We start from the raw sequence: 14,774 nt of genomic DNA, 5'->3' as shown, positions 1-14,774 counted from the left end.
AACGCGCGTCTCAGCCAGCCAATGTCCCGCCGCCGAGCCGTGCCACGACGTCCGCGGGGGACATCATCTGGCGGGCGCCGTCGCGGCGGGTCTTCACCTCGACCTTGCCCTCGGCGAGGCTCTTGGGGCCAACCATGATCTGCCAGGGGATGCCGATGAGGTCCGCCGTGGCGAACTTGCCGCCGGCACGCTGCTCGGTGTCGTCGTAGAGCACGTCGACCCCCTTGGCCAGGAGATCGCGATAGAGCTGCTCGCAGGCAGCATCGGTGTCGGAGCCGCCCTGCTTCAGGTTGAGGATCACGGCGCGGAACGGAGCGACCTCCTCCGGCCATCTGATGCCGGCGTCGTCGTGACAGGCCTCGATGATCGCACCAGCCAGCCGTGACACGCCGACGCCATAGGAGCCGCCGTGGATGGCCACCTCCGCCCCATCGGGGCCCGCGACCAGCGCCTTCATCGGCTCGGAATATTTGGTGCCGAAATAGAAGATCTGGCCGACCTCGATGCCGCGGGTATGGACCCGCCGCTCAGCCGGCACCTCGGCTTCGAAGCGGGCGGCGTCATGGACGTCCTCGGTCGCCGCATAGAGCGACGTCCATTGCTTGATGATCGGCGTCAGGTCGCCGTCATAATCGACGGACGCCGGCGGGATCGGCAGGTCGAGCACGTCGCGGTCGCAGTAGACGCCGGATTCACCGGTCTCCGCGAGCACGATGAATTCGTGGCTGAGATCGCCGCCGATCGGACCGGTCTCGGCGCGCATCGGGATGCCCTTCAGGCCCATCCGCGCGAAGGTGCGCAAGTACGCGACGAACATCCTGTTGTAGGCGCGCCGCGCGCCGGCCTCGTCGAGGTCGAACGAATAGGCGTCCTTCATCAGGAACTCGCGGCCGCGCATCACGCCGAAACGCGGACGCTGCTCGTCGCGGAATTTCCATTGGATATGATAGAGATTGAGCGGCAGGTTGCGGTAGGACTTCACATAGGCACGGAAGATTTCCGTGATCATTTCCTCGTTGGTCGGCCCGTACAACAACTCACGCTTGTGGCGGTCGCTGATACGCAGCATCTCCGGGCCATAGGCATCGTAGCGGCCGCTCTCGCGCCAGAGGTCGGCGAGCTGCAGGGTCGGCATCAACAGCTCCAGCGCACCGGCGCGGTTCTGCTCCTCGCGCACGATCTGCTCGATCTTCTTCAGCACCTTGAAGCCCAGCGGCAGCCAGGCATAGATGCCGGCCGCCTCCTGCCGCAGCATGCCGGCGCGCAGCATCAACCGGTGCGAGACGATCTCGGCTTCCTTCGGATTTTCTTTCAGAATGGGCAGGAAAAACCGCGACAGACGCATGGGCGAGGCCTTCGAGATTCGGTTCGGGCTGGCGCAGTCAAACCGGATCAGGCGGCAAAACACAAGGCTGGGTTTGAAAAAAGGCGGCTAAGCCGCCGGATTCCCAATCAATTTACCGGTTCCGCTGAAGTGGAGGATGAACGGCGCACGTCGCCGTGATGAGGCTCGCGCAGGGCGACCGGGCAAGATCCCCGCGCCCCGGCCGTCTTAGTGCCCCCGCCCCTGCTCCGAGGACCATTTGTCGAGATCGCCGATCTCGGCGCTGCCTTCGATGGTCGAGACCGCGCCCTCGCGGGTCACGAGTATCGTGCGCGGGATATCACCCTGCCAGGACGGATCGATCTCGAACCGGAGACGCTCGACATATCCGTCGTTGAAGATGAAGTTCTCCGCCGTGGTGAGTCCGGCCTTGTCCAGCATGGCCTGGGTCGCAGCGTTCAGGTTCGGCACCAAATCGGCGCTGACGGTGACGACGTCGATCTCGGGATGATCGGACATGAACTTGCCGAGCTGCGGCAGCTCGATCTTGCAGGGGCCGCAGGTGACGCCCCAGAAATGGATCAGCGTCGGACGACCCGCATGGGCCCGCAGCACCTCGCGCCAGGTGCCGCGCTCGAACGGCTTGAGCGATGGCGGTGCTGCGGTGCTCGACGCCGTCAAGGCGACGAAGCCAAAGATCGCAAGGGCGGCGAATGGGCGTTTCATGACTCATCTCCGATCGGCTGCAACCGATAGCCATCAGACTTGGTCATCCAGGACAGGAAGATCTGCCTGCCATGGGCGACCAGCAGCGGGTGATCCGACGCATTGTCCGTGCTGGCAAGGGCGCGCGGCTTCGACCACGTCTCGCCATCGTCCCGCGATTGCATTCCCATCACCGTGGTGCGCTCGCCGTCGAACTCCTTCCACACCAGCGTCGTGCTGTCCTGGGTCGCGAGCACATAGGGCCGCGTCGGATTGCGGTCGGCCTGGCCGATCGCCATGGGTTCCGAGAACGTCCGGCCACCGTCGCGCGAATGCGCGTAGAACAGCCCTTTGCGAACCTTGCCGCTTGTGAACCAGGCGACATGATACGTGCCCGCCGGCGACACGGTCAGGCTCGGCCCCTGATGCGGGCAGGCCTTGATCTGCCAATCATCGGTGCTGACCCGGTAGACCTCGCCCGGTTTGGCGAGGTCGCTGAAGGTGATCACGGCGTGGTCGCGCACGCTGCCTTCGAAGATATTGCGGAACATCACCACCGGACGTCCCGGCCCCGCGAAGGCAACGCCGAGCCGGCAACATTCGCAGGTGTTGTCCTGGGCCAGCGTCGCTTCGGCATAGGTGGCGCCGCCATCGCGCGATGATGAGAAGAACAATCCCGCGCCCTCGTAGGCGCGCCCGGCGGCCTTCGCCGGCACCCGGTTGCGCTTGTCGAGCCACGCCACGAAGACGGTGCCGTCCTGGTCCAGCGCCAGCGCCTCGAAGCGCTGGCTTTCGTTGTTTGGCGTGATGGGACGAGGCGCCGCGAAGCTTTTGCCGCCATCATCCGACCGGGAGTACAGCACCTGCCCGTTGAACGCCTGGTCGCGGAAGATCGAGAACGCCACCGCTATGACGCCTTTGCCGTCGACCACCAGCTTCGGACGGGCATCGGGCCCCCAGTCGAGATTGAGCTGCTGCTCGGTGACCGGTACGGCGGCGGAATACGTTTTCCCGCCGTCGGTCGAGCCCGCCACCGACACCCGTCCTCCGGCCATCCAGACGAGCCAGAGCTTGCCGTCTTCAGCGAAGAACGGCGTCACCTTGGTGGCGCATCGGAGCTCGGTGCCCTCGCATGCTGCCTCCGATCCGTGCTGGTGCGCCATCTGGGCCTGTACGGACAGCGGCCACACCAGGGCCATGGCGAGTCCGACGACGCAGCCTCGAAGCAATGGCGTCCTTGTCATGTTGTGCCTCATCGGAATGCCACCTTCATGCCAGCGACGAAGGCGCGCGGTGAGCCGGCATAGATCGAGCCAGTGGTATTGGCCAGAACGCTGGCGGGATTTTGAACGCCTGCAGACGTGACCGAGTTCGCGATGTTGTTGGCCGACGCAATATAGGTGCGGTCGAACACGTTCCTGACCTCGAAGAAGACGTTGAGCGACTTGAAGGCTTCGGACGCAAGCTCGGTCCTGTAGTGGACGTTCAGGTTGACCAGCTCGTAGCCGGGCGCCCTGAGCAGGTTCGCGTTGTCCATATAGAAGGAATCCTTCCATTGGACCTCGACGAAGGCACCCAGCCCTGCAAGCCTTCCGCTGGCGTGATCATACCCCAGTCGGGCCGTCAGCTCGTTCGGGGAAATCCCTGGAATCTTGTTGCCGGCGCGGTTGAAGCGGAAGACCGTGCCGCTTGTCGGCGCCGTCGTGGAGGTCAGGTTCTCCGTATAGTCGGTATAAATCTCGTCGAGATAGGTGTAGGCGGCCGTGAAGCGCCAGCCGGGCAGGAATCTCCAGTCGGCGGCCAGCTCGACGCCGCGATGCTCCGAGCGCGGGGCGTTGAACGCATAGGTCACGCCGACAACCGGCGTTGCCTGGTTGACGATCTCGTTGCGGAAGAATTCGTAGAAGCCGGTTGCGCTCAGGGTGACCGACTTGTTGGGAGTCCAGTCAAAGCCCAAATCGTAGCCGAGATTGCTTTGCGAGGCGAGATTGGTGTTGTTTCCGGCTGTGCCGCTCGGGAGCACAAACAGGTTCGAGACCTGCGGCGTGCCATATCCCGATGCGACGCGCGCCCGCACCAGCCAGTCGCTGTTCACCTTGTAGAGCAGCGCAAACTCGGGCGCGAGATTGTCGAACTGCCGGTCCGCGGTCGTGAGCGTCGTCCCGGTCCCCCCTGCCGTGTTCACGCCGCGAAGGTGGGTGCGCTCCCAGCCGAGACCGGCCACCGCGGTCAAGGCCGACGTCAGCTTGAGCTCCTCGCGCGCCCGCACGCCGAAATTCGTCGTCTCGCTCAGAAGGTTGGTCGACAAGCGGCCGAGCGTGCCGTTGCCGCCCGGCATGACGTTGAACGTGTCTCCGGACGCGGTGAGCGTATTGTAGAAGGCGCCGAAGAAGCTGGTCGATTCCAGGCCGAAGATCTCGCCCCGCCGGGTGATGTCGCTCATGTAGTTGTAGGACGGATAGTCGCCGACCGCGCTGGTCGACCCGGTCGGCTGGCTGATGTTGCGGTCATCGAACACGAACTGATTGCGCCAGGTCGTGTTGTTGTCGAAATCGTGCTCCCAGCGCCCGCCGACGATGGTGCGGCGGTCGTTGCGGCCGAGCCCGGCCTGCAGCGCCGTCTCTTTGTCAGTTCCAGCCGAGTTGTTGAACCCGTTGTTGAACAACGTGACGCTGCCGCAGCCCGCGGCTGCTGTCGTCCACGTCGCGCAGCCCTGCTGATAAGGGTTCTGATAGTACTGATTCAGCGACGACCGGATTGGCAGCCGCGTGAACAGGTCGTTGTTGATGATCTTGACCGTGAAGCGGTCGTCGGGCGTCGCCCTGTAGGTACCGAGGAAGTTGACGGTCTGGGTGTTGAACCAGCTGTTGCCGAGATAGCCGTCGCCGCGGACGTCGCTGGTGAACAACGAGCCCTCGAAATTGCCGACCTTCTTGCCGAACGTCATGTAGTTGCTGAGATAGCCGAAGCTGCCGCCTTCGCTGCCGATCTCCGCACCGTCGATGCTGCCGCCCGGGCGGGTGCGGAAATTGATCGCGCCTCCGGTCGCATAGTTGCCGTAGAGCGCCGAGGACGGCCCGCGGATCACGTCGACCGCACCATAGGCGTGGGGATCGATCAGGTCGCTGCGCGACAGCCCGTCCGGCTGGGTGACTGGAAATCCGTCCTCGAACAGCACGATGTTGCGGATGCCGAACCCGTTGCGGGCATTGGAGCCGCGGATCGAGATGCCAAGGTCGCGCGGTCCGTTGCCCTGCTTGAGCGAGACGCCGGGGCTTTCGCGCAGGATGTCGCCGACGGAAAACGCAGGCCGGTCATCGTAGCGGCTGCGGTCGATCGTGGTCGCGGTCTGGCCGGTCGGCGACTGGCTGAGCTGGTTGCGGGCGGCGCCGGCACCCGAGGCTGGATCGGACACCGCTCCTCCCTGTCCGGAGCTGCTGGCCACGGATGCGGCAGCCGGCTTTGGCGCGCGCGTGCGGACGGACGTTGCCTGCGTGACCGGCTTGCGCACGGCCCGTTGTGGTGCGGCACGCGGCGCGTCGACGGTGACGGACGGCAATTCCTTCTCGGTCTCGGCGCGCGCGATCGTGGACGATTGCAGCAGCAAGAGCTGCAGTGCGAGCACGCTCACACCACCCAGGGCATGACGACGGAACATGTTTGACTTCCCCGATGCCGGCTCTGCACGGCCGGTCTTCCTGATTCAAAACGGATCGGCGCGCGGCTGCGGCCGATGACGATTTCTGTCCTCAGGAGAGGGAGGGAGGTCCTCTTGGTTGCGCCTGTGCCCGGGCAAGCAGATGAACGAGGCGGAGCTCGCGCGCCGTCCAGACGATGGACGCCGTCAGACGCAGCGGAGCCGCATCGAACGGCGCGGGCGGCGCATCGAGCGCCGCGGCGGCGTGCAGCACGCAGCACATGACGCAGTCAAGGCCGCAGGCGGTGCGGTCGGTATCGCCACCAGGGGGCGCCGCATCCGTCTCGGCATGACAGATCGCCATCCCGCCGAACGGATCGGCCGTCGCGATCGTCGCGGCGCTCAGGGCGGACGCCGCCACTGGCGCCAGCACCTGCAACAGCATTGCTAGCAGCGCGACCGGCAGATATCGGCCGAGCTTCTGACGGACATTGGCAGGACGTCGGGCGCGGTCAGCCGCCACCAGCCGGCTCGCGCGCGAACCGGCTGTCATGGCGGCGTTCAACACCCGTTGCTTCATCGAGACCGGCCCTCCGTCGGAGTCGCGGGGCGCCCGGCCTACATCTTCATGCCGGAATGATCGTGCTGCTTCGTCATGCTGCCGCCCTCGCCGCCCGGCCCCTTGGCGCCGACCGCCTGCACCTCGAGCGTCACGGACACCTTGCCGGCCTTCTCGAACTCCAGCGTGACCGGCAGCTTGTCGCCCTGCTTCAGCGGGCTCTTCAGATCCATCAGCATCAGGTGATAGCCGCCCGGCGCCAGCGCGACGGTCTTGCCCGGCTCAATCGTGAGTCCCTTGTCGAGCGGACGCATGGTCATCACGCCGTTGGTGACGGCCATCTCGTGAATCTCGACCCGCCCGGCGACAGCGCCGGTCACCGCGACGAGGCGGTCCGGCGCGCTGCCCTTGTTCTCGATGGTCAGATAGCCGGCGCCCGTCTTGGCGCCACCCGGCGTGGCGCGGCTCCATGGCTGGGTGATGACGAGGTCACCGGCCTTCACGTCCGCGGCGAAGGCGGCAGAAGATCCTCCCAACAGGAGAGCGAATGCGAGCAGAGAGCGTCCGAGGAAGGTCATGTCGTTATCCTTTTCTTGGCGGCGATGCGCCAGCTTGATCGATTGGCGCGTGTCCGCACGGCTAGGGCCGAGCAGACAACGCAGGTCGTAATCTTGCGATTTGGGAGATGAGGCCGCACAGCGGCCAGCGCGTCACGCTGCGGGCGGAGCCCTTGCCTGCGCGTCTGAGAAGGCCTTGGTCATCCGGCCGGCCGGATCACCGGCCCGCCACACGACCTCGCCCGAATCCCGTTGCGGCGTGGCGATGACGGACAGCTCCGGCCCATCCAGGGTGACCGGCTGCGCCAGGCAGCACAGCGAACAGCCGTGGAGCGCGGGCTTGGCCGGCGACTCGTCGTCCACCGACTGGGAACCGGGCTGGCTGTGGCAGATTTCGAGGCCGTGCAAGGGATCAGCCGCGGCTGACGCGGCCGCCCAGGCAACGCCGATCGGCGCCAGGATCTGCACCATCAGTGCGATCAGCATGATCGGGAGAAACGCCTGCAGCCGCTGCCGCATGAAAGCCTGCCAAATGAACTGAATTGTTGTGCCCGAGCGAACGCCCGGAGTCGAGGTCGCCCAGGGCACAGTCAGCACATTTCGCCAGCGGTCGTTGATTAAGAACAATCCGCTACGCCCGGATGGGCCTTCGCGGGACGCCAGCCTCCAAGGTAACCCAGCACCTATCGCGAGAAGACTCGAAAACAAAACTCGTCAATTGCAAGCACTTACCGATCATTTCAGGAAGTGCGCGAAATTTGAACAATCGTTGCCGAAAAGGATGACAAACGCAAAAAGATCGTCTACGAATTCGGGCCTCAGGCTATCGCTTGCGGAAGTCTGGTGGTCCAAGTCTCGGGAGGAGCCCTGGCGCGCAACAAGCAGCGTCACCCCGCTTAACAAGATCAAATCTGAACTTGCGGGATATCTAAAGGGTCGACACAATTTCCGAGCAGGGCCCGCTGCCCTGCTCTATTTTTTTGGCAGTCGTCGCAGCGCGCCACAATATTTCCCGCTGACGGTATCGCGGGCCGCATGAACGCTGTCTGAACACGCAATCACCTCAGGCCATCGCAGCAGTCGCAAAACACGACAACGGAGCGCACCACCGCGCCTTGGCCCTCGGCCATGGCAGTGTCACCGACAGCGGTTCGCGGCCAGTCACGGTCCAGCGCAACGAACCATCGCCGATCGTGAGGATGCCCGCCGCTTCGGCTGGATCGCCCGAGATGAACGTCTCTGTCAGCGACTGCAAGGTCAGATGCGGTGTGCCATCGACCGTTGTCAGCGTATTCCAATGAACATGGCCGGCGAGCCCGACGATCGGGCACGGCGCATCCGCGATCGCCGCGCGGATCGCGTCGGTCTCGGCATAGGCCGCGTGTCCCGGATTGGCTTCGAAGTAGTAGTTGCCGGTCTGAGCATGTCCTGACAACGGCACGTGGCTGACGAGCAAGGTCGGCCGGTCATCCTGGGCGAGCAGCTGGACCAGCGCGTCGAGATCGCTCGCGGACAGGCGAAAGCCGCGCGTCGGAGTCAGACTCACGTCGGGCTGCCAGAACACACATCTGACATCACCGACGATCACCGCGCGCGACCCGCTCGGACGATCTAGGATCGCTTCATTGTCGGCGAGGCTGAGCAATGCGACATCATGATTGCCACTGACGTGATGATGCGTCGGTGCCAGCTTCGCGAAGCACATCGCGACATCGCTTTGCAGCAGCCGATCGCGCTCGGGATCTTCGTCAGAAATCCGGTCGCCGAGATCGATGACCGCATCGATGTCTTCGGCATTCACTTCCGTGACGAAGCGCTCGAGCAATTGCAGCGCCACCGATCCCCGCTTCGTGGGCGTATCCCGGCCGTGATGGATGTCGGCGATCACGGCGATGCGCGTCGTTGCCAAAGGCTCTCTCCCAAAGCTGCGCTGCCGCGTACCACGGGCGCATCACGGTTTTCTGACATCGCGCGTGCAGCGCGAAGGTCACTCGGTGCAACGCACAACATCCGGCTGTGGCGTGATCAATGGGGTTGTGAAACACTGCTGCTCTCGGCGGCGCGATCAATGACGCCGCCGGACAACGATGGGACAGGGAGCACGGGATGTCCGGCACTAAGAAAACGTCCACGACGAGGCGCGATCTTCTCCAGGCGGCGACGGCCGCGGGCTCTGCGGCGGCCCTTCTCGCCGGCTTTGGCATCACTCCGGCGATGGCTGCCGAGATGGGCCGCTCCGAAAAGCCGCTCAAGGCAGCCTTCTCCAATGCCGGCTTGCAGGCGACCTGGTGCGCCCAGGGCAAGCAGGCCGCGGAATGGTGGGGCAAGCTGCTCAATGTCGAGGTGACCTGGTTCGACGGCCAGCTCGATGCGGTGAAGCAGCGCGCCGCGATCGACAACATGGCGTCGCAGAAGTGGGACTTCGTCGCGATCCAGGCGTTCGGCATCGGAACCCTGACTCAGCCGGTGCAGAAGATGATCGATGCCGGCATTCCCGTGATCGACATGGACACGCTGATCGCGCCGCTCGATCAGATCAACGTCCACTCCTTCCTCGCACCCGACAACGAGTTCATGGGCGCATCGGTCACGCAGGCTCTGGCGACTGCGATGGGCGGCAAGGGCAAGATCATCATGACGCAGGGCGCGCTCGGCCACACCGGCGCGCAGGGCCGCGCCAAGGGCTTCAACTCGGTGATCAAGCAGTTCCCGAACATCGAGGTGCTGGACACGCAGCCGGCCGATTGGGACGTGTCCAAGGCGGCACGGCTGTGGGAGACCTATCTCACGAAATATCCGCAGATCGACGCGGCGTTCTTCCACAATGACGACATGGCCCTCGCCGCCTACAACATCATGAAGGCGCGCAACCGCACCAACATCCTGATCGGCGGCGTCGACGCCATGCCGCCGGCGATCCAGGCGGTCAGCGAGGGCCGCATGTTCGCGACCGTGCGCAATCCGTCCTGCCGCATCCATGGCGGCGCGATCGTCGCAGGCGTCGCCGCGGTCACCGCCGGCGAAAAGAGCGGCCAGGGCATTCCGAAGCACGTCATCACCGACGGGCCCGTCGTGACCAAGGCCAATGCCGCCGGCATGCAATGGATGGAGGATCACTTCCTGATCTGAAGTCCCTCCCCATGTCGAACAGCCGCCCGCCTCTTCTGGAATTGCAGGACATCACCAAGTCGTTCGGCGGCGTCACCGCGTTGCGCGGCGTCGACTTCACTCTTCGCCCCGGCGAGATCCATGGTCTCGTCGGGGAGAACGGCGCCGGCAAGAGCACGCTGATGAAGATCATCGCCGGCGTGCACACCGGTTTCTCCGGCCGTTTCCTGCTCGACGGCCGCGAGGTTCATTTCAACTCCGTGCGCGACGCCCGCGCGGCCGGCATCGCGATGGTGCACCAGGAACTCAGCGTCGCGCCGGACCTCACCGTGGCCGAGAACGTGTTTCTCGGCAACCAGCCGACCAATGCGCTGGGCATCGTGCAGTGGCATCGCATGGCGCGCGAGGCCGCCGAGCAGCTCAAGCGGCTCGGCATCGACGCCGATCCGATGAGCCGGCTCGGCGATCTTCCGATCGGCGTTCAGCAGCTGATCGAGATCGCGCGGGTGCTGTTCTCCGGCGCGCGCATCATCATCCTGGACGAGCCGACCTCGGCGCTGTCGCCGCCCGAGGTCGAGCGGCTGTTCGCGGCGTTGCGCAAGCTGCGCGAGCAGGGCACCGGGATCGTCTTCATCTCACACTTCATCGAGGACATCCTGCTGATCTCCGACGAGGTCACGGTGTTCCGCAACGGCCGCAAGATCATGGAGACGCGTGCCGCCGACACCAGCAAGGCCGCGCTGATCGAGGCCATGATCGGCAAGGGACGCGATGCGCTGGAGGACAGCTACACCCACGACATCACCCTGCCCGCGCCGACGGCCGACAAGCCCGTGGTCGTCGAAGCCGACGGCCTGTCGCTGGCGCGCAATCTGAAGCGCGTCTCGTTCGCCGTGCGCGCCGGCGAGGTGCTCGGCATCTACGGCTTCATGGGCTGCGGCCAGCTCGAGCTGGCGCGCATCCTGTTCGGCAAGCTTGCGCCCGACGCCGGCGAGCTGCGCGTATCAGGCCAGCGCAACCGCTTCAAGAGCACGGCGGATGCGCGCCGCGCCGGCATCGCCTTCGTGCCGGAGAGCCGGCGCGACATGCTGTTCCTGCAGGAGCCCGTCTACAAGAACATCTCGATCAGCATCCTCGACCGCATCAACGCCGTGCTGCTGAAGCCGGCACGCGAGCGCGCGCTGGCGAAGCGCCAGGTCGAGCAGTTGCAGATCAGGCCCGCGGATGTCGAGATCGACCTCGGCCTGCTCTCCGGCGGCAACCAGCAGAAGGTCGCGCTGGCCAAATGGCTGAGCCATCCGCCGCGGCTGCTCGTGCTGTGCGAGCCGACCCGCGGCATGGATGTCGGCGCCAAGAGCGACGTCATCGGAATCGTGCGGAAGCTGCGCGACCAGGGCATCGCCGTGATCGTGCTCTCGACCGAGCCAGAGACGGTGCTGTCGCTTGCCGACCGCGTCATCGTGCTCAAGCGCGGCGAGGTCGTGCGCGAATTTGCCGGCGAAACCATCAGCAAAGACCGTCTGCTCGAGGCGGCGTAGGGAGATTGTCATGGCGCATGGCGAGACCGTTCCGATGCCGGAGGCGCCGTCGCGGCGCGCAGGCGGGGTCGCATCGCTGCTGCGCTCGCAGATGCGCAACATCGCGCCGTTCCTGACCTTGATCTTCCTCACGGCGTTCTTCGCGATCGCGAGTCCGTCCTTCGCCACGCTCGACAACGTCGGCAACATCCTGACCCAGGTGTCGGTCACCGGCATCATCGCGGTCGGCCTCACCTTCGTGATCCTGTGCGCCGAGATCGACCTGTCGATCGCCGCCATCGCCAACGTGACCGGTATCGCCGTTGCCTACTTCACGATGCAGGAGTCCTACGTCAACATCGCCAACGTGCCGATGCCCGGTTTTGTCGCCATCCTGCTCGCGCTGGCGCTGTGCGCGTTGCTCGGACTGGTCAACGCCTTCGGCCTGACCGTGATCGGCATTCCCTCCTTCATCATGACGCTCGCGATGATGCAGATCGCCGCCGGCATCTCGGCGATGCTGGTGCGCGGCCAGATCGCCTACAAGGTTCCCCCCATCATCACGACGCTCGGCTCCAGCTCCGTGGCGGGGGTGCCCTGGATCGTGATCGTGGCCGCCCTGATGCTGTTGCTCGGTCACCTCGTGCTGACCTACACGCGGTTCGGCCGCTACGTCTACATGGTCGGCGGCAACCGCGAGGCGGCGGAGTATTCGGGGCTGAACGTCAAGCTGATCCTCGGCAGCGTGATGGTGATCTCAGCCGTCTGCTCGGGGATCGGCGGCATGCTCGGCGTGGCGCATTTCGGCAGCGCGCAGCAGAACGAGTTCGACACCTACCTGCTGGACTCGATCGCCGCCGTCGTGGTCGGCGGCACCAGCCTGTTCGGCGGCCGCGGCGGCATCGGCAACACCATCGTCGGCCTGTTCGTGCTCGGCGTGCTCAACAACGGCCTCGACCACGTCAACATCGACAGTTTCCTGAAGATCCTGATCCGCGGCCTGATCCTGCTCGCCGCCCTGGTGATCAACGTCTATGCCCAGCGGCTGCGGGCGAAGGCGGCGGATTGAGCGTGCTGCGACGCGCGCTGCCGTAGCCCGGAAGCGACATCCGGGATCACACGAGCCGTATCGGAAAACCCGGATGTCGCTTCGCTCATCCGGGCTACAAGCTCTTCCGCAACGTTGCGAGCGCAGCTCGCTCCTCATAACGACGTAGAAGGCCGAGGCGACGGAATTAAAGCCCCGGCTGCCAGTGGCGCAACTCGCGGGCAGCCCGCGTCACCGCCCCGATCGTCGTAAACGTCGTCGTCTCCACCATCAGCGTCCGTGCCAACCGCAGTGCCCGCACCTCGCAGGTCGCGCGCCGCTTGGCGTCCTCGATCAGTTCGAAATCGATGTTGTGCGCGAGGCCGAGGATGCGACGAATGATCTTGGCCGCAGTGAAACCGATGGCGTCCTGGAACAATCTCGCCACGTAGGCCTGACGCTCGGTCTCCAGGCGCGCGGCGCCCGCTTCACCCGGAAACAGTGACCGCGGATACGCATCGCCGGTCGCCTCGCTGCGCCACAGCGCCAGGAACTTGTCCGCGAAACCGTTCCAGACCTCATCGACTGCCGCCAGCACCCATCCCTCGAAGTGCTCCCGCTCGCCCGCCCGCTGCTCGTGTCCCTCGGACGCAAAATAGGCCATCAGCAGATTGGCGAGGACCGCACCGACGTCGAATCCCATCGGACCGTAGAAGGCGAATTCGGGGTCGATCACCTTGGTCTCGGTGTCCGTCACCATGATCGACCCGGTGTGCAGGTCGCCATGGATCAGCGCCTCGGCACACGACAGGAATTTCAGCTTGAGCCTGGAGATCGCGACGTGCAGATCGAGATCGGCGCGAATGTCGGCCGCGGTCGCGTCGAGCCACGGTGACGTCCAGCGGTTTTGCTCGGCGATGCGATAGGGGTCGGTGAAGATCAAATCCTCGGTGATCTTGCACAGCGCATGATTGCCGGCAAAGCTTGCGATCGCCTCCTTCTTCTCGGCGGCAGACCGCGCGAGGTCGGACGAGAAGAACAGCGTCCGCGCCATGAAGGTCGTGATGTGATCGACGAAGGCCGGAGAGGTTGTGCCCGCGACCAACCCCTTGCGCATGATGATGTGCGGCTCCAGCAGCTCCATCGCCGTCAGCGCCAGCGCCGGATCATGATGAACGATGGCCGGCACGAGGCCGGGGGCAAGGCGGTTCTGATGCGTCAGCGCCAGATGCTCATAGTGGGCGCGTGACAGCGGCAGCGGCCAGCTCTCGCCGACCAGCCGCACGTAAGGCAGCGCCTGCTTCACCGCGAGACCGCCGGACGATCCCTTGACGATGAAGACCAGATTGAGGTTGCCATCGCCGACCTCGGTGATTGACCAGCGCTCGGCCGGTCCGCCGAGTTGCCCTGCAGCTGAAGGGATCCCCGCGAGATAGTTTCGAAGATCAACCTCGTTCAGAATGCGATAGCCCGATTGCGTCCCGTTCCGGGCCTCGGCCGATGTCATCACGCGCAACCTCCCTGTCGGTCTTGTTTTGACCTCCTATAGCAAAAAAGCCGACGCACGTCCGCGCATCGGCTTCGAGAGAACGTTGTGCGATGCGAGCCGGGCTAGAACGGAATCCCCATCAGCCGTGACAGCCGCTCGATGCTGAGATAGCCGGCCTGATAGGCCACGAGTGACAGGGCGAAGATCGCGGCCGACAGCAGCGTCGTCCAGATCAGGCGCCGCCCCATTCGGCTGATCGTTGGCGCACCGGGGTCGGTGCCTAGTGGGCCTCCGCCGGACTCGTGCTGGCTGCGGATGCCGAACGGCAGGGTCACGAACAGCGTGACCCACCACATCACGAAGTAGATCGCGAGCCAGGTGGAGATCGTATAGGCCATGGTCGCCCCGCTGCCTCAGGCCTGCTCGATCTCGACGAGCGCGCCGGAAAAATCCTTCGGATGCAGGAACAGAACCGGCTTGCCATGCGCGCCGATCTTCGGCTGGCCGTCGCCGAGCACGCGGGCGCCCTCCTTGATCAGGGTGTCGCGCGAGGCGATGATGTCGGCCACCTCGTAGCAGACGTGATGGATGCCGCCATCCGCGTTGCGCTCGAGGAATTTGGCGATCGGTGACGCCTCGCCCAGCGGCTGGATGAACTCGATCTTGGTGTTGGGCAGAGTGACGAACACCGTGATCACGCCATGCTCCGGCAGCGGCACCGCCGCCGAAATCTCAGCACCGAATGCCGCGCCATAAATCCTGGCGGCCTTTTCGGCGTCCTTGACCGCGATGGCGACGTGGTTGAGCCGGCCCAGCATGACATCCTCCACTTTTTCTTTTTGAACGGCCGT

14 protein-coding genes are annotated in these 14,774 nt (G+C 65.0%); 3 read left to right on the top strand and 11 right to left on the bottom strand.

Annotated features, from left to right (window positions below; genetic code table 11):
* Nucleotides 1–10: 10 nt before the first annotated feature.
* The 8 genes from proS to QX094_RS24780 form a co-directional block, all read right to left on the bottom strand.
* On the bottom strand, nt 11–1,345 hold the full coding sequence (gene proS / locus QX094_RS24815) for a proline--tRNA ligase (RefSeq protein WP_316188243.1): 1,335 nt from the start codon (nt 1,343–1,345) through the stop codon (nt 11–13).
* 207 nt (nt 1,346–1,552) lie between these two features.
* Nucleotides 1,553–2,050, bottom strand: a complete 498-nt coding sequence (locus QX094_RS24810; protein WP_315750901.1) for a TlpA disulfide reductase family protein — start codon at nt 2,048–2,050, stop codon at nt 1,553–1,555.
* The gene (locus QX094_RS24805) at nt 2,047–3,273 is read right to left on the bottom strand and encodes a sialidase family protein (RefSeq protein WP_316188242.1); all 1,227 of its coding nucleotides are present in this window, start codon (nt 3,271–3,273) and stop codon (nt 2,047–2,049) included. The genes QX094_RS24810 and QX094_RS24805 overlap by 4 nt, the downstream gene beginning before the upstream one ends.
* Before the next feature lie 8 nt (nt 3,274–3,281).
* Nucleotides 3,282–5,687 (bottom strand): TonB-dependent receptor, encoded by a 2,406-nt coding sequence (locus QX094_RS24800; RefSeq protein WP_316188241.1) that lies wholly within the window; start codon nt 5,685–5,687, stop codon nt 3,282–3,284.
* A 91-nt stretch (nt 5,688–5,778) separates the two neighbouring features.
* Nucleotides 5,779–6,231, bottom strand: a complete 453-nt coding sequence (locus tag QX094_RS24795; RefSeq protein ID WP_316170118.1) for a DUF2946 family protein — start codon at nt 6,229–6,231, stop codon at nt 5,779–5,781.
* Nucleotides 6,232–6,284: 53 nt separating this feature from the next.
* The gene (locus QX094_RS24790; protein ID WP_316188240.1) at nt 6,285–6,803 is read right to left on the bottom strand and encodes a copper chaperone PCu(A)C; all 519 of its coding nucleotides are present in this window, start codon (nt 6,801–6,803) and stop codon (nt 6,285–6,287) included.
* Nucleotides 6,804–6,935: 132 nt separating this feature from the next.
* Nucleotides 6,936–7,301: a DUF2946 family protein gene (locus QX094_RS24785; protein WP_316188239.1), complete on the bottom strand. Its 366-nt coding sequence runs from the start codon at nt 7,299–7,301 to the stop codon at nt 6,936–6,938.
* A gap of 544 nt (nt 7,302–7,845) precedes the next feature.
* Complete coding sequence (locus QX094_RS24780) at nt 7,846–8,691, bottom strand: metallophosphoesterase family protein (RefSeq protein ID WP_315750897.1); 846 nt, start codon at nt 8,689–8,691, stop codon at nt 7,846–7,848.
* A 197-nt stretch (nt 8,692–8,888) separates the two neighbouring features.
* Here QX094_RS24780 and QX094_RS24775 point away from each other — a divergent pair, with 197 nt between their 5' ends.
* From QX094_RS24775 to QX094_RS24765, 3 genes are read left to right on the top strand one after another with little or no spacing between them, the layout of a single operon-like run.
* Entirely contained in the window at nt 8,889–9,911 is a 1,023-nt protein-coding gene (locus QX094_RS24775) for a sugar ABC transporter substrate-binding protein (RefSeq protein ID WP_315827164.1), read from the top strand.
* Between the two features lie 11 nt (nt 9,912–9,922).
* Nucleotides 9,923–11,428 (top strand): sugar ABC transporter ATP-binding protein, encoded by a 1,506-nt coding sequence (locus QX094_RS24770; RefSeq protein WP_316188238.1) that lies wholly within the window; start codon nt 9,923–9,925, stop codon nt 11,426–11,428.
* Nucleotides 11,429–11,438: 10 nt separating this feature from the next.
* Nucleotides 11,439–12,476 (top strand): ABC transporter permease, encoded by a 1,038-nt coding sequence (locus QX094_RS24765; protein ID WP_315711566.1) that lies wholly within the window; start codon nt 11,439–11,441, stop codon nt 12,474–12,476.
* Between the two features lie 166 nt (nt 12,477–12,642).
* On the opposite strand, the gene mtnK is transcribed toward QX094_RS24765, so the two are convergent.
* The 3 genes from mtnK to mce all read right to left on the bottom strand — a co-directional run bounded on the left by mtnK (nt 12,643) and on the right by mce (nt 14,741).
* Nucleotides 12,643–13,944, bottom strand: coding sequence for an S-methyl-5-thioribose kinase (gene mtnK, locus QX094_RS24760; protein ID WP_410052927.1), 1,302 nt, complete (start codon nt 13,942–13,944; stop codon nt 12,643–12,645).
* Nucleotides 13,945–14,045: 101 nt separating this feature from the next.
* Nucleotides 14,046–14,321 carry a DUF1467 family protein gene (locus QX094_RS24755; protein WP_316188237.1) on the bottom strand — a complete coding sequence of 92 codons (276 nt, stop codon included), beginning with the start codon at nt 14,319–14,321 and terminating at the stop codon, nt 14,046–14,048.
* 15 nt (nt 14,322–14,336) lie between these two features.
* Nucleotides 14,337–14,741: a methylmalonyl-CoA epimerase gene (mce, locus tag QX094_RS24750; protein WP_315711564.1), complete on the bottom strand. Its 405-nt coding sequence runs from the start codon at nt 14,739–14,741 to the stop codon at nt 14,337–14,339.
* Between the last annotated feature and the right edge of the window lie 33 nt (nt 14,742–14,774).

The sequence above is a fragment of the Bradyrhizobium sp. SZCCHNS1050 genome (assembly GCF_032484785.1).
Lineage (GTDB): Bacteria > Pseudomonadota > Alphaproteobacteria > Rhizobiales > Xanthobacteraceae > Bradyrhizobium.
This window is presented reverse-complemented; position numbering and strand designations above follow the sequence as displayed.

Coding starts and splice junctions, on each gene's coding strand:
- proS (WP_316188243.1), bottom strand. CDS start 1,345: ATGCGTCTGTCGCGGTTTTTCCTGCCCATTCTGAAAGAAAATCCGAAG.
- QX094_RS24810 (WP_315750901.1), bottom strand. CDS start 2,050: ATGAAACGCCCATTCGCCGCCCTTGCGATCTTTGGCTTCGTCGCCTTG.
- QX094_RS24805 (WP_316188242.1), bottom strand. CDS start 3,273: ATGACAAGGACGCCATTGCTTCGAGGCTGCGTCGTCGGACTCGCCATG.
- QX094_RS24800 (WP_316188241.1), bottom strand. CDS start 5,687: ATGTTCCGTCGTCATGCCCTGGGTGGTGTGAGCGTGCTCGCACTGCAG.
- QX094_RS24790 (WP_316188240.1), bottom strand. CDS start 6,803: ATGACCTTCCTCGGACGCTCTCTGCTCGCATTCGCTCTCCTGTTGGGA.
- QX094_RS24785 (WP_316188239.1), bottom strand. CDS start 7,301: ATGCGGCAGCGGCTGCAGGCGTTTCTCCCGATCATGCTGATCGCACTG.
- QX094_RS24775 (WP_315827164.1), top strand. CDS start 8,889: ATGTCCGGCACTAAGAAAACGTCCACGACGAGGCGCGATCTTCTCCAG.
- QX094_RS24770 (WP_316188238.1), top strand. CDS start 9,923: ATGTCGAACAGCCGCCCGCCTCTTCTGGAATTGCAGGACATCACCAAG.
- QX094_RS24765 (WP_315711566.1), top strand. CDS start 11,439: ATGGCGCATGGCGAGACCGTTCCGATGCCGGAGGCGCCGTCGCGGCGC.
- QX094_RS24755 (WP_316188237.1), bottom strand. CDS start 14,321: ATGGCCTATACGATCTCCACCTGGCTCGCGATCTACTTCGTGATGTGG.
- mce (WP_315711564.1), bottom strand. CDS start 14,741: ATGCTGGGCCGGCTCAACCACGTCGCCATCGCGGTCAAGGACGCCGAA.